This is a genomic window from Methylomonas sp. BW4-1 (genome assembly GCF_052474385.1).
On sequence record NZ_CP184125.1, the window covers coordinates 330,749 to 354,980 of the forward strand.

Consider the following 24,232-nt stretch of genomic DNA (forward strand, 5'->3'; position numbering starts at 1 on the left):
TTAAGCAAAATTTTGGCGATTCAGCCTGGCGGACAAATAGAGTTAGAGGAAAACGGATGATAAATTCACTGATCCACCCCAAACAGGGCGACAAGGCCAATTCGCCCTGGTTTGACGAGTTTCTGGTCAAGTTGCTGGAAAACCGGGATCGAACCGGCCTGACCGAAATGATCCGCGAAATCGATGCGTTAATGTTGACGGTGGAGCCAGGCTGTTCGGCGGCCTATGTCAGCGAATTGGCCTTGATGACGCCTTACCACTATCTGGTCACTTTACAGTCCGAGAGCCATTGGACTCACGTGCTGCGGATTGATATGAATTCGCCGGACTTGTTGGTGCGGGAAGTGCGTGCACCCGGTCGGGCTGACATTTTCCGCAGTCTGAACGAGGTGTATCCGATTGGTGCCCACAAGCCTAACTCGCGCTATATGGGCGAAATTTTCCGGGTCAGCAATTTGCACGAAGTGGTCGAGCAGCAAAAAGCCAGGGAAATCCGCTTTTTTAACCAGGATCAAATTCGCAAACTGGAATTGCCGGGGAATATGGCCATCGTCAAGCCGTCGCCGTATACCCATAACATCGTTGCATACTGGGAGCGGCCGCCGGAGGACATCAGAGTATATGCCTTGGGAAACAGCATCATTCTCGACGAAGTGAATCGCGGCTATCTGCAAGCTAAGGAAATTCAGGAAGAATTGGGTCTGGATAAACTTATCCGGCCCATCGATCATTTAGCTACCCGGGTTTACAGCCAGAATCGGGAAGTGGCGATTTTGGAATATTTGACGCTCTCCAGTTATTACTATTGGGGGTCCTACGATATTGCCAATCAGAATTCTTCGACCAACGTCACCAAAAGCATTCATTATCCCGAGGAACGCATTAGTCCGGCCAAAGTGTTTACCGCCGCCAATCATCCGTATTTTGTTAATCATTTGGTGGGCTTGCCGTCACCGACCGAGAGTTTCGTGCGCAACTATGGACCGCGCTTGCATCATGTGGCTTTGGAAGTAGCGGACGGTGAGATCAACGGCCAGGCCAATATCGATTATGTAGTGCAGGCTATCCGGGCCAGAGGTAAAGACTTTCTGCTGGATGTCATCGGATCGCGTGAGGAAGGTTTGAAACAGATTTTTTCCAGTGCTTCCGAGCATTCGTCGTTGATCGTGGAATACGTGCAGCGTTTCGGTAATTTCGATGGTTTTTTCACCAAGCAGAATGTTGCTGAATTAACGCACGCGGCCGGGGTAGAGGAAAATCTACGCTTGTTGCAGGCAGAGAGTGAAGCAGCCAGTCCGGTGTCAGCATGAGTATCAGAGTCGCGATTAACCACAAAACCAGTTACCACTACGATCATCCGGTCCAGTTGACGCCGCATGTGCTGCGGCTGCGGCCGGCTTCACATTCGCGGACGGCGGTCAGTGCCTATTCATTGACTATCAAGCCGGATAAGCACTTCATTAACTGGCAGCAGGACCCGTTTGGCAATTATCTGGCGCGCTTGGTGTTTCCGGAAAAAACCACGGAGTTTTCGATAGAGGTGGATTTGATCGCCGATATGACGGTAATCAATCCCTTTGATTTTTTTCTGGAGGAATACGCGGAACATTACCCGTTTGCTTATCCTGAGCAATTGGCCAAGGAGCTGGCGCCCTACCTGGAAATTCGCGAGCAAGGGCCTTTGCTCAAAGGCTTTTTGGCCGGCTTGAAGCGGGATAAACAAGGTATCGTCGATTTTCTGGTCGGCATCAATCAAGCCGTGAACCAGGTCGTCAACTATGCAATCCGCATGGAGCCGGGCGTGCAAAGTTGCGAGGAAACCCTGGAAAAAAAGTTGGGTTCCTGTCGAGATTCCGGTTGGTTACTGGTGCAGGTATTGCGGCACATGGGTTTGGCCGCGCGCTTTGTATCGGGGTATTTGGTGCAGCTGGTGGCGGATGTGAAATCGCTGGACGGGCCGTCGGGTACCGATCACGATTTCACCGATCTGCACGCCTGGGCCGAGGTGTATATTCCCGGCGCCGGCTGGATAGGTATGGATCCGACGTCCGGACTGTTTGCCGGAGAGGGTCATATTCCCTTGGCCTGTACCGCCGATTATGTCAGCGCGGCGCCGGTCAGCGGCGGCTTTATCGGAAAGGCCGAGACTACCTTCGATTTTTCCAATCGTGTCAGCCGCATCCATGAAGATCCCAGGGTTACCAAACCTTATACCGATAGGCAATGGTCAGACATTGAGCGTCTGGGCGAAAAGGTTGATGCCGAGCTGAAAGCGGGTGATGTACGCTTAACCATGGGCGGCGAGCCGACTTTTGTGTCCATCGATAACATGGATGCGCCGGAATGGAATACCGATGCTGACGGCGAGGAAAAGCGTAAGTTGGCCGGAAAATTGGTCAGACGTTTGCGCGACAGCTTTGCGCCGGGCGGCTTATTGTATTTCGGCCAAGGCAAATGGTATCCGGGCGAGCCGTTGCCGCGCTGGCAGTTGGCGTGTTTCTGGCGCAAGGACGGCAAACCGATTTGGAAAAATCCGGCTTTATTGGCGGATGAGACCCGTGATTATGGATTCGATCTCAAGCATGCGGATGCATTTATCCGTGATTTGGTGAAACGGCTGGGCGTGGCCGGCGAGTTCATTCTGCCGGGTTTCGAAGATCCTCTTTACTACCTGTTACAGGAGGGATTGGTACCGAAAAACCTGGATCCTTTGCAAGTCGATTTGAAAGACGACTTAGAGCGTCAGCGCTTGGCCAAATTGCTCAGCGAGGATCTCGGCGCGCCGGTCGGCTATGTGTTGCCGCTGCATTGGAGCTATCAGGCCGGCTCTTGGAACAGCAGTGCTTGGGAATTTCGGCGTGGGGCTATGTTCCTGGTGCCGGGCGATTCGGCGATGGGTTTGCGTTTACCTTTAAACAGTTTGCCTTGGGTGCCGTTTGAAAAGCGCGATCACCCCCATGAACGTAGCCTGTACGAACCTGTGGAACCTCTGGGCGATATTGATTCGGAAGTTAGCCGTCGTTACAGTCAAATGGCCAAGCAGGGACTACATCCGACCGAAATGGACGCCGCCGACGATGAGAGGCCGCACGATCCGGAATGGGTGCCGCATACGGCTTTGTCGGTTCAGGCCCGTGAAGGCCGTTTATTTGTATTTGTGCCGCCCACGACCGAGTTGGAACACTACCTGGACATTATCGCGTCGGTGGAAGCTACGGCAGCGGCTTTGAAAATGCCTGTGGTAATAGAGGGGTATCAGCCGCCGCACGATTTGCGTCTGACCCGTTTGCCGGTGACGCCCGATCCTGGCGTGATAGAGGTGAATATTCATCCGGCCGCCAGTTGGAAAGAGCTGGTGCACAACACCACTACTTTGTACGAGCTGGCCCGGTTGACCCGGCTCGGCACCGAGAAATTCATGCTGGATGGCCGGCATACCGGGACCGGTGGCGGTAATCATGTGACCTTGGGCGGCATTACACCCGCCGATAGTCCGATTTTGCGGCGACCGGATTTGTTGCGCAGCTTGGTCACGTATTGGCAGCATCACCCAGCCTTGTCCTATTTGTTTTCCGGCTTGTTTATTGGTCCAACCAGCCAGGCGCCGCGCGTCGATGAAGCGCGCAATGACAGCCTGTACGAGCTGGAAATTGCCTTTCAACAGATGCCGGAGGGCGAAGTGGCCGCGCCGTGGCTGGTCGATAGGCTGTTCCGCAATTTGTTGGTGGATATGACCGGCAATACGCATCGTAGCGAGTTTTGTATCGACAAACTGTATGCGCCGGGTACCGATGCTGGACGGCTTGGGCTTCTGGAGTTGCGTGCGTTCGAAATGCCGCCGCACGCACGAATGAGTTTGATGCAAATGCTGTTGCTGCGAACCCTGGTAGCTTGGTTTTGGCGCGAGCCCTACAAGAAGCCTTTGGTGCGCTGGGGGACGCAATTGCATGATCGATTTATGTTGCCGCATTTCATTGCCAGCGATATTTACGATGTGGCGCGCGATCTGCAAGCTGCGGGTTATGAATTCAAGACGGAATGGTTCGCGCCGTTTTTGGAATTCCGGTTTCCTAGAATCGGTAGTCTGCGGGTTAACGATCTGCAATTGGATCTGTATCAGGCTATTGAGCCGTGGCACGTGTTAGGCGAAGAAATCACCAGCAGCGGCACCGCCCGTTATGTCGACTCCTCGGTGGAGCGCTTGCAGGTGTCGCTGAGTGGAGCGATGGGTGAACGCTATGCCTTAACCTGCAATGGTCGCAGGGTGCCGTTAAAGGCCACCGGCAAGCAAGGAGAGCTGGTGGCGGGTATCCGTTATCGGGCTTGGAACCCGCCGTCGGCTTTGCATCCGTCTATCGGTGTGCAGGCTCCGCTGGTATTTGATTTGGTCGATACCTGGAACGGTCGGTCTATCGGCGGTTGTACGTATCATGTCTCTCACCCCGGCGGCCGCAACTACGACACGCTGCCAGTTAATGCTTACGAGGCTGAAGGACGCAGGGTTAGTCGTTTTTGGCAGCACGGGCATACGCCGACCGAAACCGTGTTGGAATTACCGAGTGAGGAGTTCAATAAAGATTATCCGTTTACGCTGGATTTACGTTGGAATGCGAGCTAGATAGAACGAGGAAATTAAAAAACCTAATCAGCGAGTGTCGGTTTTTTTTACAATTTTGCTTGAAATTGACTCGATTTGCTATACCATCCTTACCTGCGGAACGAGACAAAGCGGCTATAGCTATTTGAACTTGTTATGAATATTTGTTTATAGGGTGGGGTGTCTCTTGAATCGACAGAAGCAGTCTTTCGATCATTGTTTCGAGGTATTTTTAGCTGATACGCCGGAAAGTAAAAAAATTCATTATCAACTCAGATACCGGGTTTATTGCGATCAAATGGGCTTCGACGATACGGAGCGGTTTCCGGCGCAGCAAGAAAACGATGAATGGGATAAAAGCGCAGTTCATTTTTTAGTCAGGCATAAATATACTCAGCAGTGGTTGGGCGGGCTGAGAATGGTCATGCCCAAAGGTCACGTTTTTCCGTTTCAAGAAAGCAGTAGTTCACATCAACGGCTACCAAACGGCAGATACAAAAATTCCGTTGAAATTTCCAGGCTATGCGTTACTAAGGACGCAAGGCGCTTTGCCTTCAGAAACTCGGCTGTAGAGGTAGCTGAAGAAAATCGCAAAATTAGTTTTCTGCACGATTACCGCAATATCAATAGAGACATAATGTGGGGGCTGTATCGGGCAGCGGCGGTTTATTCCGTCCAGCAGGGCATTAAATATTGGTATATGTTAGCCAATCCGGCACTGGCGTACAGTATTAAGAAACAAGGCTTAGATATACAGCAACTGGGTGATGCTAGTCGTCAAAGTGCACGTCTGCTGTATTATTTGAATACAAAGCAAGTGCTGGAAAACTCTTTGTGGTTTGAGGGTTACCGACACGATTTTCGCTTATATTCGGATATTGCAACTGACGTTCCTGTCGATATGAGGGGGCGCCAGGTAAAGCAAATCGGCGTTATTTCTTATGTGTCGAGAATCTGATTTATCCGTTTAAATCCGCCGCGTAAAACCCTAGCCTGCAATTATCAACCGTTCTCGCTGGTAGGCCTTCTATGTCAATCCTGGTGTTCATCAGTATGATTACGCAGCAAAGCTTGCAGTCCGTATTTTTCAAATAAACCGTACAAGGTTGGCCTGGTAACACCCAATAATTTAGCTGCTTCGGATATGTTATTGTCTGCGTAGGTCAGTGCGCGTTTGATGGCGATCGTTTCTGCCGCTTCTCGTACCGATTTGAGATTCAGCGGCATAGACTTGTCGCTATCGGTACCAATTTCCAGCTCTTCGGCGGTGACGAAATTGTTGTCGGATAAAATGACCGCACGTTTGATTTTGTTCTCCATCTCCCGAATGTTGCCAGGCCAGTTATAAGCTTCAAGAGCACGAGCGGCGTCGTGGGAAAAATGTTTTTCTTTGGAGTTGTTTTCGCGGCAATAGCGCTGTAGCAAAGCATTAGCTATCGTAATAATGTCGCCTTCGCGTTCGCGTAGTGGGGGAATGTCAACGACAATCTCACTGAGCCTGTAATATAAGTCGCCCCGGAAATTACCTTGCGCAATGAGGTCGGGTAAATGGCGATGTGTTGCACATATAATGCGCACATCCACGGCAATTTCCTTTCTACCCCCTAACCGTTCTATGACCCGTTCCTGGATAAATCGCAGCAATTTTGCTTGCAAGGCAAAAGGGAGGTCGCCGATTTCGTCTAAAAAGAATGTGCCGCCCTGCGCATATTCGATTTTGCCTTTGGTTTGCGCGACTGCGCCGGTGAATGCACCTTTCTCGTAGCCAAATAATTCACTCTCTAACAATGTTTCTGGTATGGCCGCGCAGTTTACCGCTACAAACGGTTGTGAGGCGCGTGTGCTCAGGCGATGTAAGGCTTTTGCCAATAGCTCTTTACCGGTGCCGCTTTCGCCGATTAGTAAAACGGTTGCTTGAGTCGGTGCAATTTTTTCAATCATCCGCATGACCGCCTGCATTTGCGGACTGGTGGCAATCACGCCGGTCAGGGGCTTTTGTTGCTGCAATATTTGGTAGTCGCGCTCCAATGCGTCGAGTTGAAACGCTCTTTCTATAATCAGGCCCAAGACGTCCGGGTCTACCGGCTTTTGATAAAAGTCATAAGCACCTAAGGCTACTGCATGAATGGCATTTGCGCGATCATCATTGCCGGTTACCACGATTATCTTGGTGGCCGGTGCTAATGCGAGAATTTCCTTGAGAGTGGCGAGTCCTTCAGTGGCGTTGGTGGGGTCGGGCGGTAAACCAAGATCCAAGGTAACGACGCTTGGCGCATATCGTCTAAGTGCAGCTATTGCTTCGTCTCTATTACTTGCTATTACTACTTCGTATTGCTCGAAGGCCCATTTCAGTTGTTTTTGTAAGCCTAGATCGTCCTCGATAACTAACAGTACTTTAGAAGTGATCATTATTTCCTTGATTTGCGGAAACTCGCTGAGCTAATGGTAATTGGATGGTGAAAGCAGTGCCGCGGCCTGGATTGCTATCGACCCGGATATTTCCGGACTGCTTTAGAATGTAATCTCGGGCTTCGTAGGCGCCGATGCCCATTCCGGCGTTGCCTTTTGTCGTATCGAACGGCTTGAATAGGCGTTCTGCAATGAACTGTTGGTCCATACCTATGCCGTTATCGATAATTTTGATGACAGCATAGTCTTGGTTTTTTGTTAATTCAAGCTTAACCCATCCATCGCTTGTCGCTATGGCATCTTGGGCGTTTTGAACTAAATTCGTCAAGATATTGGTCAGTTTGATTTTGTCGGCCGTCACGAAGCACTCGCTGAGTGTTGTGTCCATCTGCAACGGCGGAGTGCCGAGATGTTGTTGCGCGATGTTTTTAACCAATTCCACCAAATTGATGAAGGTATTGGCTGTGGTTGTGTTGGTCTCGCCTTGTTTTAACTGTTCGACAATATGGTGCATTCTTTTGACCACATTATTTAGTGTGTCTATGGTATCGTCGAAGAAGTCCGGGTTATGTTTATGCTTTTCCGCGTTTTTTACGATCAGGGAGATCTGGGCCACCAGATTTTTGAGGTCATGTACCAAATATGCTGAAAGGCGGTGATAAGTTTCAAATTGACGATTATTGGCGAGTTCTTCACTTGTCCGGTTCAAAGCGAGGGCGTTGGCAAGTTGCATTCCCACTGTTTTTAAAAGATCGTGGTCTTCCCAGTCAAGCTTTCGTGGCGCGCGCGCCTGCGTTAACACCACAAAAGCTTCAAGTTTGTTTAGGTGAAATAGCGGCACTATCAGCCACACTTGGCTATCTTCGTAGCACCACGGCGATAGATCTATGTCGTCGTATACTTCCGGAGCATGAGCCAGTTCGAAAAAATCGATGACCCATTGCTTGTTCGCTAAATATTGAGGCAGGTCGCCTATGTTGTGGAGATATTCAATTTCTTGCGGAGTGAGTTTGAGGTTTTGTTCTGCAGCTAGAAAAAAATGGCCTTGATCGTTTTTTAACCACAAACCGCCTCCTGCGCTTTCTACTAGGTCCGTTAAAGTAGTTATGATGAATCCTTTTAGTTCCTCAAGCGACTCAAGTTTTGCCAATGATTTGCTGATCTTGAGCCACTCTTCACGGTAATCGTAGCTGTAGTGGAAAAAGTGCTTACTAAAATACACCTTGGAGATCGCTCGTATTTTTCCAGATGTAAACGGGATAATCAGCAGGAGAATGGCGAGAAAAATAAACAGAGTTTGTGCAGCCTCACCCCATTCGGTATTTGCGCGTTTGATATAAAAACCGGCAAACGACATAAGGATTAAATAGATGCCGCAACCGAGGAGAATCGTTGAGTAAAAAATAGTTTTGCGAGGTGTTGTCAGTTCCGTACTTTGGCTGTTAAGCTTTAGTCGGGTCAATGTGACTGCTAAAAGTGGTGTCATGAGTGCGTTAATTGCACCTCGTGACTGCCATAGCTCGAAGTCCAGGCTACTGAATAGCAGTGATTTGCTGTAAACGAGCAAATCGAATGCGAATAGCGAGCCAAGGCTTATACACAGAAATTTGAGATTCCACCTTTGCTTCAGGGGGGTGCTGCGATAAAGCTGCTCAACTAGGATGAGGCCAAATACAGCGGATACAACGTGCGATGCGAAACGAGGATCGACGTTTAGATGTTCTCGGATTAGGGTTAGGCTGCCAGGGAAGATCTCGATACCTAAAACCAGCATTAAAATCAGGGTAACGACTACGCTAACGTTCGACTTAAATATTTGCTTGTGATCGTTGTATATTTGTTTGGACAGCAGCGTTCCAAGTTGAAGAAACCAAGATGCATTCCGGAGAGTTTCGTACGGTAGCGTGTCAGCAAAGAAGAAATGGCTATTTTTTGTGGCGATTATCACGCTTGTGCACCATGCTAACGAGCACAAAACTGCTATTATGAAAGGCAGATGCCAGTTTTTCCTAAAGCAAGCGTATAAAAGTAAAAAACCATAAGCGATGGCTGCGCTTAAGTAGCTGTAATAAATGTAGCTTTGCATTTAGCGTCGATGTTTAAGTGTTTTTTCAATACGTATAATCATTATACGACCTTATAAGCAGTAGGCAGGATCATTACTTTGCAGATTCAGGCTGACATGAAAGAATTATTTAGTGACGTACTAGCCAATGCGCAATTCTCTGACGGTTCCGGCTGGAAACGATACCGCCTTAATGCGGGTGAGACCATCGTAAAAAAAGGCCAGCAAGGAAATACATTATTTCTCATAGAAGAAGGTGTTGTTAGAGTGTTGGGCGGTGCAGAGCTGGATGGTAATCGGCGAATAAGCCCAGGTCTCTGTGATTTAGATGCTGGGGCGGTATTTGGGGATGTCTGTTTGTACGAGCCTAGGGAGAGAACGGCTTCTGTTGTTTCATTGACTGATGTGTGTTTACTTGAAGTTCGTAGTGATATGTTGAGTGTTTATTTGGACGATCATCCGGTGCAGGGTTATTTATTTTTGAAGGGCTTGTTTCAAGCTATGTCTAATCGTTTGGGATTGGCAAATGATCGAATAGAGCATTTACTGGCGTGGGGAATTAAAGCGCATGATATCGATAAATATTTGTAGTTGGATGATGCTCGTGAAAATGAGAGGGCAAGATGGATGTGGGGCCTAAGTTATCACTGGCAGAAAGTTTTAGCCGTTACTTCAAGGTGGGGCTCGCTGAAAGCGATGCTCAGAAGGAATTTGTTTTTCAAGTAAGGTACCGTGTTTATTGTGAAGAGTTTAAATATGAACCTGTTGAACGTTTTGCTAATCGCCTTGAAGTAGACGAATACGATCAATATTCCCGCCACTGTTTGATTACGCATTTGCAAACTGGTATCCCTGCTGGTTGTGTAAGAATGGTTCCTGCTATCGGGGAACGACAGAATAAGCCATTGCCGTTAGAAAAATACTGTGGAGCTAGTTTAGACAGCAAGCTTATAGATAATTTAAAGCTACAAAGAAATACAGTATGCGAAATATCAAGATTAGCTGTGGATGGGGCGTTTCGTAGACGTACCGGCGAGACTCTAACCCGATTCGGTGAAATTAACGGCTTGCAGTTTTCGCCTCAAGAGCAGAGGACTTTTTCGTCAATAGCAGTTGCTTGTTTTTTTGCCGCCACAGTCCTAACAGAGGTTGATGGACGTACAAATGTGTTTGCGATGATGGAGCCGTTCTTGCCGCGGCTGATGCATCGGTCAGGTATAGATTTTCAACGAGTTGGTAAGGATATTGACTATCATGGTATACGAGCACCTTATTTCATTACTACTCAGGCTGTTTTAGAAAATATGCATCCCGATTTGCTAGAGTTATATTCCTGGATAAAAGAAAATATTGTTAATTAATATGGCGGGATCGAATGTAATTATATATTTCTAGGCGATTAGTAAGTAGTCAAATAAAATATTGGGGTTTTGGTAATAGGATGAAAAGAAAAATAATCAGTTCCGTAGTTCTCGCATGTACGTTTTTATTGCAAACAGCGGCATGTTCCTCGCCGGAGGAATCTGCTCGGAGTCATTTGCAAAAAGGTAAGGAGCTTTTTGAAAAAGGGGAATTTGATAAGGCATTGCTTGAGTTGAAGACAGCCAGTCAAAGCAGCGATAAGTTTGGTGAGACCTATTTCTATATGGCCCTATTGGACGAAAAAAATAATAATTTCAAGTCGATGCGGCAAAACCTGATTAGGGCCTTAGAGTTAGAGCCAAGTTTGACTTCCGCAAAAATAAAACTAGGTAAGCTCGATATTGTTTTTGGAGATCTGGAGAAAGCATTGGAGCAAGCGGAGTCAGTTTTGACAAGTGACTCAAGCAATATTGATGCAAAAATGATCAAGGCATCGGTTTATATTAAGCAGTTAAAAAAAGATCAAGCAGCAGAAATAGTTGATTTTGTTTTAAAAAATAGCCCGGATAATGTTGAGGCTTTGTCATTGCAAGCTGCTTTATTTGCTGAAAAAAATGAAATAGATCAAGCTTTGGGGGCAGTAAATAGGGCATTGGGAGTACAGCCCGCAAACCTTCCTTTGCGCTTATTTAAGATAAAACTGGATGCAGGGCTAAATAACATAGATAGCGTAATAAAAGGTTATCAGGAGCTTATTCAGTTATACCCAGATGCCGGTAATTTTAAGCTGAGCTTGGCTTCCATTTACTCGATGACTGATAAGCTTGAGGAGGCGGAGAGACTATTGAGGGAAATGGTCGAAAAATCAAATGATAAAGTCGAGCCTGAAATAGTTTTGTTCGAATTTTTAAATGCTCGTGCTAAAGATCGAGTGATTCCTGAGTACAAGGCTATGCTTAACCGCCATCAAGGGCAACCTAAGGTGTTGTTAGAGTTCTCGAAATGGATGGTTGCGTCAGGATATGCTGAAACTGGTAAGGAAGGGTTAGAACAAGTTGTTCAGCTAGAAAAGAATAACGAAGCAGGCTTGTCAGCCCAAGTCATTCTTGCGGAAATTGCGCTAACGGAAAAGCAGTTTAGTGCTGTAGAGAGCTCTTTAAAAGATATTCTTAGTATTAATTCGGAATTGATTCAGGCAAATTTGCTTAAAGGTCGTTTTTTGCTGGCTCAAAATAAAACGGATGAAGCTATTGAGCTCCTTAATAAACTTGTATGGAATAAAACTAATGTAGACGACGTTTATTCTTTGTTAGGTGATGCTTATTTAATAAAGCAAGATCGGAAACAGGCTGAGAAAAGTTTTAAACAGGCGTTAGAAGTTAATCCAGCAAATTTGGCTGCTTTTTCTCGTGTATATAGTAACTACGTACAGGCCGGGCAAAATGAAAATGCTAGGCAATATCTTGAAAAGGCGTTATCGCTAAAACAAAATGACATTTTATTGCTTACTAGTAAGGCTGAGTTGGATATTTTAGAGAAAAAGTGGGATGGCGCCCAAGAGTCTATTCAACGGCTGGCACTTTTTTCTAAAGATAAGGCGATGCCTATATATCTTCAAGCTAATGTTTTACAGGGTAAAGGTAAGTATGCTGAGGCAATTAGCTTGTATGGCAAGTTGATACAGCAGTATCCTAATCATTTAAATTCTTTGATTAATTTAGTCAGATCTTACGAGGCTCTTGGGCAAAGAGAGAATGCTGTTGCGTATTTGGAAAAGCACCATGTAAAGTATCCTGATCAATTAAATACTGTTGGCGTACTGAGTGATATATACATTGCAAATAATGATTTTGTAAAAACCAAAAAGCTGCTGACGGATCAGCTTAAACATACTCCAAAAGCAGCATCGATTTATCTCGCTCTAGCAAGGGTTGAGGCAATGATGAATAAAAATATTTCTTCAGCCAAAGATGTGTATTTGCGAGGATTGGAAGTCAATCCAAATGATCCTCAGTTAGCTATGGCTCTAGCTGCTTTGTATGAACAATTAAACGAAAAGGAAAATGCAATCAGGGTGTATAAAGCAGTACTCGATAAGAATCCCGATAATAACTTAGCTATTAACAATTTGGCCTCGTTATTGGTAGAGTCAAACAGTCACGATGAGATTAGTCAAGGAATGGAGTTAGCAAAAGTATTTAAAGATTCCGAGAATTCTTATTTTCAAGACACATACGCTTGGGCATTAATTAAAGCTGGTAGTAATGAAGAGGGGCTTAAGTTATTACAGTCCTTGATTCTAAAAGAGCCTAAACTGCCTGAGTTTAGATATCACTTAGGAGTTGCGCACATGAATGCTGGTAATAAAGCGACTGCGATAAGCGAGCTTAAACAATCTATTAGTTTGTCTGAAAAACAGAAGCGAAATTTTTCCGGTAAAGATAACGCAAAAAAGATCCTTGAAGAAATAGAGAATTGAGCGGGTAATTGGGTAACTACTTAGATTATGATTATGCCGATATTTAAAAAAAAGTTGTTGTATTGTTTGATAGCTTCTGCCCTTGTTTCTAGTATTGTTGGGTGTTCCCAGCCTTTACTTGAGGATATGCAACAGACTGCTGACTATACTTATCAGATAGGGCCTGGCGATAGTGTCAATATTTTTGTTTGGGGCAATCCAGAGTTATCTACATCAGCACCAGTGCGTCCAGATGGAAAGATAACTGTTCCTTTAGTAGAAGAATTGTTGGCCAGTGGTAAAACGCCATTTGAACTTGCTCGGGACATTGAGAAGGTGCTTTCGACGTATATAAAAAGTCCACAGGTAGTTGTTATGGTTAGCGGATTCAAAGGGATTAGCACTCAGCAAATCAGGGTCATCGGGAGAATTGGCGGTGGCGGTGGTGGAACCAGTGGTGGAACTGGCGGTGGTGGCGTAGGACGTTACCAGGGTAAATCCATTCCATACGAGAGGGGAATGACACTATTGGATGTTATTATTCAAATTGGTCTGAACCAATATGCTGATGGTAATAGAGCTAGTGTTATCAGGGATGTGAATGGAGAATTGAAGCCGTTTGGCGTAAGGATTGACGACCTTATTGATGATACAGATTTGTCAGCCAATGTCTTGATGATGCCTGGGGACATTTTAATTATTCCCGATGCGTATTTTTAAGTGTTTGTAAGAAGGTAGACTTTTTCTGTAGGTAGTATGTCCATTAATTTTAGATTGAAAACAACGGCTAGTTAATATGCAGCAAGATCTTTCCGAAGTTTATTTTTATTTGAAAGGTACTTTAAAGTACAAGCGCCTTGCCATCGTTTTCGCTTTGGTTGTTTGTTCAGCTGCTTGGGCGTACATTTTTATGATGCCTGATAAATTTGAATCGAAAGCCAAAGTTCATATTGATTCAGCTACAGTGATTAGGCCTCTGATGAGAGGCATGGTTATAGAGCCTGATATATCTGCGCTGATCAGAATAATTCAGCAGCTAATGTTTACGAGACCTAATCTGGAAAAAATTATTTCGCTATCTCAGCTAAGTAGATCGCAGGATAGCTCAGGATCTGCTACAGAATTGATTGAGAAACTTAAGAAAGACATAACAATTGCAGGAGGTAGAGGAGATATATTTGATATTGCTTATACTTCGCAAGATCCTGAAGTAGCGAAGAGTGTGGTCCAGGCTGTTCTTACTGTGTTTTCTGAACAAACAGAGGGGAAAGCACTGGCTGACGCGAGTGATGCGCAGCGTTTCATCGAACAGCAGATACGAGAATACGAGATTAGACTGCAAGATGCTGAAAAAGCGAAAGAAGAATTTAAACGCGCAAACATTGATTTACTTAACGGCTCAGATCAATTTCAGAGTTTGCAGAAAATGAAGGAACAGTATCTGGATGCCAATACGGCTCTAGATCAAGCTATTTCTCGACGAAATGTATTAGCGGAGCAGGTTGCTGAAATCCAAGAGTCTGAAGAAGACTGGGGTCTGCCGACATCCACTCAGGAAGTATCTGCAGATAATGCAAGAATAGAATCTCTGAAAGATAAGCGCACTGAATTGTTGCTGAAATACACCGAACGCCATCCGGAAATAATTGAAATCGATAAGTTGATTGACACGCTGAAAACTCAAGAAAATCAAACTAAGACTAGTCAGACGCAAGCAAATGGAGATATACAGGCAGGTCTTTCCGAAAGTATTGGCGCAGAGAAAATGGCGAATCCCTATGTTCAGGCATTAAAAATGGGGTTTGACAATGCTCAGGCTGAAGTTGCTTCTAGTCAAACTTTGGTTGAGTCAATTCGAAACAGGATAGCAAAGCTTGAAGAAGGTTTGAATGAAAGATTGACCATAGAAACGGAAATGAAAAATCTTAACCGGGACTATGAAACGATAAGCGGCAAGTACGCCGAGTTGCTGGATCGGCGTGAGCAGGCTCATATTACCGAACGCGTTGATGACCAGACATCTCGTTTGAAATTTAAAATTGCTGATCCCCCTAGTAAGCCCAACAAGCCTAGCTCCCCTAATAGAAAATTATTTTATTCTTTCGCGCTTTTGGTTGGGGTTATTTTAGGATTTGGTGTCGCGTTTTTGGTTTATTTTATACGGCCAGTGTTCATGTCAACGAGACAAGTAAGGATTGTGACTGGCCTACCATCCTTAGGTAGTGTGTCTCTTACCTCACAAGGCATAAGTCAGACTAATAATATTGACTGGTTACTTATTTCGACTTTTGCAATATTGCTAAGTGGTTATATCGGTATCATGATATTTGAGATACTCAAGTAAAGTCGTATTAAACAGGTAAACATATGAGCATTATAGAGAATGCGCTGAAAAAGGCAGGGAGCCAAGGGTTAGTTGTGGAAAATAATAGTCAAGAGTCGGCTACCACAGCTAAACCTGATAGGGGTTTCAGTGAAACCAATTTAGAATCGACTGGGTTGCGAGAATCTTCCGGGGCATTTTCGCCCGAACAACAGGTTGTTGTTGATTGGGCTGGTTTGGCGGAAAACGGTTTTATAGATAATAATAATGCAAAATCTCAGCTAGCTGAAGAATTTAGAGTTATTAAGAGGCCTTTGGTAAACAATATACAGGGCGCAGAAAATAATGGAATTAATCGTTCTAATTTAATTCTTATTTGCAGTAGTTTGCCTGGGGAAGGTAAGACATTTGTTTCAATTAATTTGGCTTTGAGTATTGCTAACGAAAGAGATAAAAAAGTTTTGCTTATAGATGCTGATGTGGAAAAGCCAAGTATATCAAAACAATTAGGGATTAATAGCCCTCGAGGCTTAATAGAGTATTTAGAAGATGATAAAGTAACTTTTTCAGATATTTTGTTAAAAACAGATCTTCCAAATCTTAGTTTAATTACAGCGGGTAAAAGACATAAATACTCAACAGAGTTGTTATCAAGTCAACGGATGTATTTGTTCGCGGAAGAAGTGAGTCGGCGATACAAAGATCGAATTGTGATTTTTGATTCACCTCCGTTGTTAGTTGCTACTCAAGCCCAAATACTTGCGGAACTTGTAGGTCAAGTAGTGCTGGTGATTGCGGCGGAAGTAACCCCTCAGAGCGTGGTTAATGAGTCGGTTGCGAAGCTTAGTAATTGCGATGTTGTTATGACCCTTCTGAATAAAACAAGAAAAGAGATAGATATATACGGTCACAATTATAGTTATGGGAAATATGGACATTTGTGACAGTAATCGTCTTTCCGGTTTATCTCTAGCTACCTTGCTTTCTGGTTTAAGTGTCGGCATGGTTTTACATTCTGGCGTCGCAATGGCGCTTGATTGGAGATTTAGTCCGAGTTTATCGGCGAGTGAAATATTTTCTGATAATTTGGCGCTTTCTGAAAATAACAAAAAGAGCGGTTTTGTAACCGAGATTAGTCCTGGAGTTTCGTTGTATGGGAATTCTCCGTGGAGTAATTTCAATTTAAATTATCGTATGCAAGGTCTCTATAATGCGGGTGGTAGAGATGCTATAGATATAAATCATCAGCTTAATATGAATTCTTTGTATCAAGCTGTTCGTAATACTCTTTTTCTGGAAACTGCAAGCTCAATTAGTCAGCAAAATATTAGTAATTCCTTTGTTACGACTGATAATATTTCTGGGAACGGAGGGCGGACTGAAGTAAAGACATTTAGTATTTCACCCTATTGGACGCCTCGTTTTGGCCAGTTTGCAACGGGTTTAGCTAAAGTCGGTTATAGTAAGTCTTCCTTTGAGAATTTAAATGGATCTGCGGTCACTCCGCAGTTGTCGAGTTTAGTGTCTGATTCAGATACTATTACGCGCCAGGCTAGATTGTCCAGCGGCAGTTATTTTAATAGAATTAATTGGGGATTAAATTATTCTTCGCAAGAACAGAGTAGGGTTGTCGGGCAAGATGTTCGATTTGAACAATATCAAGGTAATGCCCGGTATTATATCAATCACAAATTCAACCTTTTCGGGCAAGCGGGGTTTGAAAATAACGATTTTCAGACCTCGGCCAACAGCATAAGTAATGGTTTTTTTTATACTGTAGGTGGTCAATGGACGCCAAGCAAGTGGTATTCGCTTGAGGTCGGTATTGGTAATAACAAGCATGCTACGTTGCAATTTAATCCATCGGAAAATCTTAGTTCGACTATTACGTATCGTAATAAAGATGTTGGGTTAAACACTGGCGATTCCTGGGATGCAAACTTTAATTATCGAGCTAAGCAGGCCACTATTGCATTCAATTATTCCCAGGAGACAACTACACAGCAGCAATTGTTTGCTGAGCAGGGTTTTTTTCTTCGGGATGCATCGGGTAGTTTGACTCAGGTGGTTAATACTCAAGATTTAATTGCTCAGGGATTTCTCACGCCGGGCCCTACTGATCCTGTGACTGGAAGATCATCTTTAATTCGAGGCCCCAATTTTAACAATACTCAATTAGTTTTCAATCCGTTTGATTTGGTCAACGACGTGATTATTAGAAAACGTGGAAATCTTTCTTTCTCGTACCAAACGGGCAAGAGCAGTTATACCGCTTCGGTATTTAACGAACGTAGAACATATGAGGTTCGTTCTGGAGAAGACATGTCATATGGTGTTACGGGTAGTTGGCAATGGCAATTTGCTTCTAGAATGGATCTTTATTTGCGGCCGTCTTGGCAGCACACCGATGGAGAGTTGACCAGCAATTCTCGATATGATGTTGCTTTGGGGGTTAGTAGGGGGATTCCGATTAATCTTGGGAGGCCCTTATTAATGGATACTCGGCTCGAGTTTCGACATATCAATCAAATATCTGATTCGTCTCAATTTAACGGTTATGTTGAAAACAGGGCGACAGCCAATTTTAACGTACGATTCTAAATAGAAACTACATGTACGACGGATTTTATAATCTCACCCAAAAGCCTTTTCAGTTAAGCGCCGACCCAGATTTCTTTTTCCAGAGCTCCGTGCATAAGCGTGCTTTAGCTTATATGCATTACGGCTTGACGCAAGGTGAAGGCTTTGTGCTCGTTATCGGCTCACCTGGCACAGGTAAAACTATGCTGGTAAAGAGTTTGATAAAAAATTTGAATAAGGAGAAATTGTTAATTGGTGTGATGATGACTTCTCAAGTCGGTCCCGAAGACACCTTGCGGATGGCTGCATCGACATTTGGTTTTTCATTTTCCCTAACGGATAAAGCTAGTTTATTATCGGGATTCGAAAAATTTATCGCTGAAAAAGCCAGAGAGGGAAGGCGATTATTGTTAATCGTAGATGAAGCACAAAATTTGCCTAAACAGTCCTTGGAAGAGTTGCGCATGCTTACCAATTTGGATGTTAACGGCAATCCCGTTTTTCAGGTGTTTCTGGTTGGGCAAACCGAATTGAAACGTACTATATACTCCGCGGATATGGAGCAGCTGAAACAACGGATTGTATCCACATTTCAACTTGATCCATTGGATTTGGAAGAGACTAAAGAATATATACTTTTTAGGTTGCAAACTGCCGGTTGGACGGGAACTCCCGAGTTTACGCCCAGTGTTTTCGAGGTGATTCATGAGTTTAGCGGCGGTATTCCTAGGCGCATTAATTCCTTGTGTGATCGTCTGCTATTGTTCGGTTATTTGGAGGAGTTGAAGCTGCTGGATGAGCAGGCGGTCACCAAAGTGATTGTCGAGGTTAAGGAAGAAATGTTACTCGAAGCTGCTGACGAGGAGTATGAGAATTCCATGCCGCCTTTACATCGTTTCAGTGGTGTTGACTCAGAATCTCTTGAGCATCGGATTGCCAGACTAGAAGAAGTTGTCACCAATCTTCGAAACAGTCTGAATAAAGAAAAAGCGTTACTTAGAAAAGCTATTCTGCTGCAATTGGATATGGATGCCGTATATAGCGATACAACAACCTCCCTGGATTAAAAAATGTTCCCTAAAGTCTTGGTTTGCGTGGTTGGCGCGCGACCTAATTTCATGAAAATGGCGCCCATTATTAGGCAGTTGCAAGCGGTTAGGCATTTGATAATACCTTATCTGGTGCATACCGGTCAGCATTACGACCAAGCCATGAAAGATACTTTTTTCCAACAGCTCGGTATTCCGGAGCCGGACAAAGATTTGGGGGTCGGATCTGGTAGTCATGCCGTGCAGACTGCAAATGTCATGTTGCGCTTTGAGCCGGTTTTGGATGAGGTTAAGCCTTTTGCGGTATTGGTTGTCGGCGACGTCAATTCCACCATCGCCTGCGGGTTGGTCGCAGTGAAAAAGAACATCCCACTGATTCATGTTGAAGCCGGTTTAAGAAGTTATGATCGGCAAATGCCGGAAGAGATTAACCGGATTTTGACCGACCAGCTCTCTGACTTGCTATTCACTACGGAACGTGCGGCGGCGGATAATTTGACAAGGGAGGGGATTGCAGAACAGCGGATATGCTTTACTGGGAACGTGATGATCGACACACTTTTGGCTAACTGCCAGCAAGCCTCTTCTTTGGCGGAAACATTGCAGCGATACGGTTCTAAGCAGGTTGTTTCGGAAAAAGCTTACGCCTTATTAACATTACACCGACCTTCTAATGTTGACGACCCCGAAACACTGGAGCGCTTGGTTCGGGTAGTGGGTGATATTAGTGAAAAACTCCCTGTGATATTCCCGGTTCACCCACGCACACAGCAAAAAATTGCGGAAGCGGGTTTGCTGCAATTATTGCCGCAACAGCGAGTGATTATGTTGCCGCCGGTGGCATATCTGGAAATGCTTGGTTTGATGCAAGCTGCCCAATTGGTTTTGACTGATTCCGGTGGTTTACAGGAAGAAACCACCGCATTGGGTGTGCCTTGTGTGACTTTGCGGGAAAATACCGAAAGGCCGATTACGATCACCGAGGGCACGAATACTATTGTGGGAACCGATCCGGCCAAAATCATGCAATGTGTTGATGATATTTTGCACACTGGCGGTAAGAGTGGTCGAGTCCCGGAATATTGGGACGGTAAAGCGGCTGATCGCATCGTCGATGAAATTCTGCGTCGTTATGAGTTGGCAAGGTAAAAGTGTATGAATTTGCCTGTGCGGGTTAATGCCATGACAGTCGATGTCGAGGATTATTTTCAGGTCTCGGCTTTCGAGGCGAATATTCAGCGTGACCAGTGGGATAGATTGCCGCACCGGGTAGAGCGGAACACCCATAGAATTTTGGATTTGTTTGCTCAACATCAAGTAAAAGCAACGTTTTTTACCTTGGGCTGGGTGGCTGAGCGTTACCCGCAGTTGGTTACGCGGATTGTCGATGATGGGCATGAACTCGCATCGCATGGTTATCAACACACCCGGGTAACCGAACAAACACCGGAGCAATTCCGCCAAGACCTTAAAATTAGCCGGCAGATTCTTGAGGATATTGGTGGTAAGCCAATTGTGGGTTATCGGGCGGCTAGTTATTCAATTGGCGCCAAAAATCTTTGGGCCTTAGAAGTCCTTGAGGATGAAGGCTTTCACTACAGTTCCAGTATTTACCCGGTCAAGCATGATTTATACGGTATGCCTGGAGCTCCTCGCTTCGCCTATCGGCCCGACAACGCGCCGAAACTGTTGGAAATTCCGATTACTACATTGAAAATTCTGAATCGTAATATCCCCTGTGGTGGTGGTGGGTTTTTTCGATTATATCCGTATCAATTTTCAAAGTGGGCTTACCTCCACCTCAATAAATACGAAAACCAGTCTGGCATTTTTTATTTTCACCCTTGGGAAATAGATCCAGAGCAACCGCGGCAGCATGACCTGTCATTTAAAACCCGCTTTAGACATTATCTGAATCTGGGTCGAATGGAAAATCGCCTTAACAGCTTACTTGCTGATTTTGCTTGGGACACCATGCAGAGCGTGTTTCTAAGCAAACAGACACATCATCATAGTCAGTCATGATCAAATTACTTGAGCCTTCCCAAAGAGAGCGTTGGGATCACTATGTCATGGCTTCGGCCGATGGCAGCTTTTTTCATTTATCGGCCTGGCAGCAAGTGATAAAGCAGGCTTTCGGACATAACACCTATTATTACTATACAGAGCAAGATGGCGAAATTACCGGTATTTTGCCCTTGACCCATGTCAATAGTTTGCTATTTGGCAATTCTTTGGTTTCAAACGCGTTTTGCGTCTATGGCGGAATTATTGCCAGCAATGATGAAGCCTTCGTAGCGTTACAAAGCAAAGCGCAACAACTGGCTAGGGAATTGGGTGTGGATAGCCTGGAGATGAGAAGTCGACAACAGAATCACCCCGATTGGCCGCACAAAGAACTCTATGTCACCTTTAGAAAAGAACTCGATCCAGACGTTGAAAAAAATCTAAATGCGATTCCACGCAAGCAGCGGGCAATGGTCCGGGCTGGCATCAAAGCCGGTCTTACCAGTGTCATCGACGATAATGTCGAACGTTTGTATCGCGCCTATTCCGAAAGTGTCCGGAATCTAGGCACCCCCGTATTTCCGAAAAGATATTTTCAAATTTTGCAGGATGTATTTGGTGAGAGTTGCGAGGTGCTCACGATAGAGCACGAAGGTCAATTAGTGGCCAGCGTAATGAGTTTTTATTTCAAGGACGAGGTTTTGCCGTATTACGGCGGCGGCACCGACGCAGCCCGTGATTTGAAAGGCAACGATTTCATGTATTGGGAAGTGATGCGGCGTGCGGTGGAAAAGGGCTGCAAGATTTTCGATTATGGTCGCAGTAAAGTTGGCACGGGCTCTTATCGCTTTAAAAAGCACTGGGGTTTTGAACCGGAACCGCTCTATTACGAGGTTGATCTGGTTAAAGCCAAACAAATACCCGAAATCAATCCGCTAAATCCTAAATACCGCTTGTTTATTGCGGCTTGGAAGCGTTTGCCTTTGCCGCTTAGTCAGCTAATTGGCCCTTGGCTTGCCAAGGACTTAGGCTAATGGAAAAGCCTAAATTACTTTACTTGGTCCATCGTATTCCTTATCCGCCCAACAAGGGCGATAAGATTCGTTCATTTCATTTTTTGCAGGCGTTAGCCGCCGAATACCGGATATTCCTCGGTACCTTTATCGATGATCCTGATGACAGGTGGCATCTCGACGCCTTAAAGTCTTTCTGTGCGGATACTTGCTGTATCGAATTAAATCCCAAGATCGGTAAAATTAAAAGCTTGGCGGGCTTGTTGAGTGGCGAAGCCTTGAGTTTGCCGTATTATCGAAACCGTGGGTTGCAAGAGTGGGTGGATAAGACTATTCACGAACAGGGTATTGAGCGGGCGATGATTTTTTCATCGCCGATGGCGCAATACGTGGAGAAATATACCAACTTGTATTGTGTGGCCGATTTTGTCGATGTCGATTCCGATAAATGGCAGCAATATGCCTTCAGCAAGCGCTGGCCAGCCAATTGGGTTTACCGGCGTGAAGCCGAAAAGCTTTTGGCCTATGAGCGACGTATCGCAGCATGGGCTGATGCGACAATATTCGTATCCGAACAAGAAGCAGGTTTGTTCAAAGCTTTGGCGCCTGAATGGGCAAGCAAAATTGGTTTTGTGAACAACGGTGTGGATACGGATAGTTTCGATCCGGATTTGTCTTGGCAAACGCCCTTTCCGGCCAAGCAGCACGCTATAGTTTTCACGGGAGCGATGGATTATTGGGCCAATGTCGATGCGGTCAAATGGTTTGCCGAGCAGGTTTTTCCAATTATTAAAAGCCGCGTCCCCGACATACATTTTTACATAGTGGGTTCCAAGCCTGCCAAAGAAGTGTCGCAACTGGCGGGTAAAGACTCAGGCGTCATTGTGACCGGTCGGGTTGACGATGTCAGGCCCTATTTAGCTTATGCTGACGTTGTCGTCGCACCCTTGCGAATTGCCAGAGGGATTCAAAACAAGGTGTTGGAAGCGATGGCGATGGCGAAGCCGATAGTGGCTACTACGGCGGCTATGGAAGGTATACCTGGTGGGGCGGATCTGCAGGTGGCGATAACCGACGCTCCCGAAGACTTTGCCTGCCAAGTTTTACGGTTTTTGAGTCAGCCGGTCGAATCAGCTAACATCAATCGCCGCTATGTGGAAAGCGATTTCAGTTGGGAGCAGAACGGCCAACGCTTGTGCCGATTGATAGCGGGCGAGTCTGCATAAATGTCCAAGCCGTTACCGCCGTTAATCGTGCACATCATTTATCGGTTAGGAATTGGCGGTCTGGAGAACGGCCTGGTCAATATCATCAACAACCTACCTGAACACAGTTACCGGCATGCCATTATCTGTTTGGCGGATAGTACCGAATTCAGCCAACGTATCAAACGGCAAGATGTGATCGTTCACCAGTTGCATAAACGGCCAGGGCAGGATTGGGAGTCGTTTTATACAGTTTATCGCTTGTTGAAACAATTGCAGCCCGCTATCGTGCATACCCGTAATTTAGCGGCAATCGAATATCAGGTTTGCGCGTTGTTAGCTGGTGTGTCTTATCGCGTACATGGCGAGCATGGCTGGGATGTCTTCGATCCGGATGGCAGTAATGTCAAATATCAATGGCTAAGGCGGGGTTTAGGTTTAATCATTCATCGCTTCATTCCTTTGTCGCAGCATTTACAGGATTATCTGCTGAATCGAGTGGGCATTTCTTCAGATAAAATCACGCGAATCTGTAACGGTGTCGATACCAAAACGTTTTATCCTCGTGCCGGAAGTAGACAAATACCGGACGGTTGCTCACTGAATTTGCATGAAAAGCTGGTGATCGGTACGGTCGGGCGCATGCACGGCGTGAAAGATCAATTGACGCTGGTTAGGGGGTTTATCGATGCTTGTCAAAAATCCCCAGAATTTGCCCAAATAACCCGATTGTTTTTGATTGGTGACGGGCCTTTGCGAGCCGAAGCGCTTGAGTTATTGAGTGCCGCCAGCCTTACAGATAAAGCCTGGTTGCCCGGCGAACGTAACGACATCGCCGAAATCCTGCGTAGTCTGGATATTTTTGTATTGCCGTCAAAAGCCGAAGGTATTTCCAATACCATATTGGAAGCGATGGCTAGCGGTTTGCCGGTTATAGCGACTCGTGTAGGCGGTAACCCCGAGTTGGTGTTGGATGGAAAGACTGGATGTCTGGTAGAAAAAGAGGATGTAGCGGGATTGTCATTCGCGATGCGTGATTTGGCGCTGGATGATAGCAAACGGCAGCAACGGGGCGCAGCTTCGCTGAGGCGGGTTCAGGCGGAATTTTCAATCGATAGCATGGTGAATCGCTATCGGCAGGTTTATGACAAACAGTAAATGATC

Annotated in this window: 18 protein-coding genes; 16 read left to right on the forward strand and 2 right to left on the reverse strand. The window is 45.5% G+C overall.

The genetic code is table 11. The features are described 5' to 3' along the window. The first annotated feature begins 56 nt into the window (after positions 1–56). From ACH5Y9_RS01460 to ACH5Y9_RS01470, 3 genes are all read left to right on the forward strand, one after another. On the forward strand, positions 57–1,310 hold the full coding sequence (locus ACH5Y9_RS01460; RefSeq protein WP_033155699.1) for a hypothetical protein: 1,254 nt from the start codon (positions 57–59) through the stop codon (positions 1,308–1,310). Continuing rightward, positions 1,307–4,618, forward strand: a complete 3,312-nt coding sequence (locus tag ACH5Y9_RS01465) for a transglutaminase family protein (protein ID WP_445368255.1) — start codon at positions 1,307–1,309, stop codon at positions 4,616–4,618. Before ACH5Y9_RS01460 ends, ACH5Y9_RS01465 begins: the two co-directional genes overlap by 4 nt. Positions 4,619–4,784: 166 nt before the next feature. Next, on the forward strand, positions 4,785–5,555 hold the full coding sequence (locus ACH5Y9_RS01470; RefSeq protein ID WP_445368256.1) for a PEP-CTERM/exosortase system-associated acyltransferase: 771 nt from the start codon (positions 4,785–4,787) through the stop codon (positions 5,553–5,555). Between the two features lie 74 nt (positions 5,556–5,629). Here ACH5Y9_RS01470 and prsR read toward each other — a convergent pair whose 3' ends face one another. Both prsR and prsK read right to left on the reverse strand, forming a co-directional pair. After that, on the reverse strand, positions 5,630–7,006 hold the full coding sequence (gene prsR / locus ACH5Y9_RS01475) for a PEP-CTERM-box response regulator transcription factor (RefSeq protein WP_445368257.1): 1,377 nt from the start codon (positions 7,004–7,006) through the stop codon (positions 5,630–5,632). After that, positions 6,993–9,092: an XrtA/PEP-CTERM system histidine kinase PrsK gene (gene prsK, locus ACH5Y9_RS01480; protein WP_445368258.1), complete on the reverse strand. Its 2,100-nt coding sequence runs from the start codon at positions 9,090–9,092 to the stop codon at positions 6,993–6,995. Before prsK ends, prsR begins: the two co-directional genes overlap by 14 nt. Positions 9,093–9,188: 96 nt before the next feature. Between prsK and ACH5Y9_RS01485 the strand changes: the two genes are divergently transcribed. The 13 genes from ACH5Y9_RS01485 (at position 9,189) to ACH5Y9_RS01545 (ending at position 24,226) form a co-directional block, all read left to right on the forward strand. Beyond that, positions 9,189–9,662, forward strand: coding sequence for a Crp/Fnr family transcriptional regulator (locus ACH5Y9_RS01485; protein ID WP_033155694.1), 474 nt, complete (start codon positions 9,189–9,191; stop codon positions 9,660–9,662). Positions 9,663–9,694: 32 nt separating this feature from the next. Next, on the forward strand, positions 9,695–10,432 hold the full coding sequence (locus ACH5Y9_RS01490; protein ID WP_171694502.1) for a PEP-CTERM/exosortase system-associated acyltransferase: 738 nt from the start codon (positions 9,695–9,697) through the stop codon (positions 10,430–10,432). A gap of 80 nt (positions 10,433–10,512) precedes the next feature. Then, positions 10,513–12,912: a tetratricopeptide repeat protein gene (locus ACH5Y9_RS01495; RefSeq protein ID WP_445368259.1), complete on the forward strand. Its 2,400-nt coding sequence runs from the start codon at positions 10,513–10,515 to the stop codon at positions 12,910–12,912. Positions 12,913–12,945: 33 nt separating this feature from the next. After that, positions 12,946–13,611, forward strand: coding sequence for a polysaccharide biosynthesis/export family protein (locus ACH5Y9_RS01500; RefSeq protein WP_445368260.1), 666 nt, complete (start codon positions 12,946–12,948; stop codon positions 13,609–13,611). Between the two features lie 76 nt (positions 13,612–13,687). Further along, positions 13,688–15,235, forward strand: coding sequence for an XrtA system polysaccharide chain length determinant (locus tag ACH5Y9_RS01505; RefSeq protein ID WP_445368261.1), 1,548 nt, complete (start codon positions 13,688–13,690; stop codon positions 15,233–15,235). A gap of 23 nt (positions 15,236–15,258) precedes the next feature. Next, on the forward strand, positions 15,259–16,158 hold the full coding sequence (locus ACH5Y9_RS01510; protein WP_445368262.1) for an XrtA-associated tyrosine autokinase: 900 nt from the start codon (positions 15,259–15,261) through the stop codon (positions 16,156–16,158). Beyond that, positions 16,145–17,815, forward strand: a complete 1,671-nt coding sequence (locus ACH5Y9_RS01515; RefSeq protein ID WP_445368263.1) for a TIGR03016 family PEP-CTERM system-associated outer membrane protein — start codon at positions 16,145–16,147, stop codon at positions 17,813–17,815. Before ACH5Y9_RS01510 ends, ACH5Y9_RS01515 begins: the two co-directional genes overlap by 14 nt. A gap of 11 nt (positions 17,816–17,826) precedes the next feature. Then, on the forward strand, positions 17,827–18,861 hold the full coding sequence (locus ACH5Y9_RS01520) for an XrtA/PEP-CTERM system-associated ATPase (protein WP_033155687.1): 1,035 nt from the start codon (positions 17,827–17,829) through the stop codon (positions 18,859–18,861). A gap of 3 nt (positions 18,862–18,864) precedes the next feature. Continuing rightward, positions 18,865–19,992, forward strand: coding sequence for a non-hydrolyzing UDP-N-acetylglucosamine 2-epimerase (gene wecB / locus ACH5Y9_RS01525; protein ID WP_445368264.1), 1,128 nt, complete (start codon positions 18,865–18,867; stop codon positions 19,990–19,992). Positions 19,993–20,025: 33 nt separating this feature from the next. Next, complete coding sequence (locus ACH5Y9_RS01530; RefSeq protein WP_445369865.1) at positions 20,026–20,868, forward strand: XrtA system polysaccharide deacetylase; 843 nt, start codon at positions 20,026–20,028, stop codon at positions 20,866–20,868. After that, positions 20,865–21,884 (forward strand): FemAB family XrtA/PEP-CTERM system-associated protein, encoded by a 1,020-nt coding sequence (locus ACH5Y9_RS01535; protein ID WP_445368265.1) that lies wholly within the window; start codon positions 20,865–20,867, stop codon positions 21,882–21,884. Before ACH5Y9_RS01530 ends, ACH5Y9_RS01535 begins: the two co-directional genes overlap by 4 nt. Further along, the gene (locus ACH5Y9_RS01540; protein ID WP_445368266.1) at positions 21,884–23,089 is read left to right on the forward strand and encodes a TIGR03087 family PEP-CTERM/XrtA system glycosyltransferase; all 1,206 of its coding nucleotides are present in this window, start codon (positions 21,884–21,886) and stop codon (positions 23,087–23,089) included. Before ACH5Y9_RS01535 ends, ACH5Y9_RS01540 begins: the two co-directional genes overlap by 1 nt. Then, a complete protein-coding gene (locus ACH5Y9_RS01545; RefSeq protein ID WP_445368267.1) occupies positions 23,090–24,226 on the forward strand; it encodes a TIGR03088 family PEP-CTERM/XrtA system glycosyltransferase in 1,137 nt (378 codons plus the stop codon). Positions 24,227–24,232 lie beyond the last annotated feature (6 nt).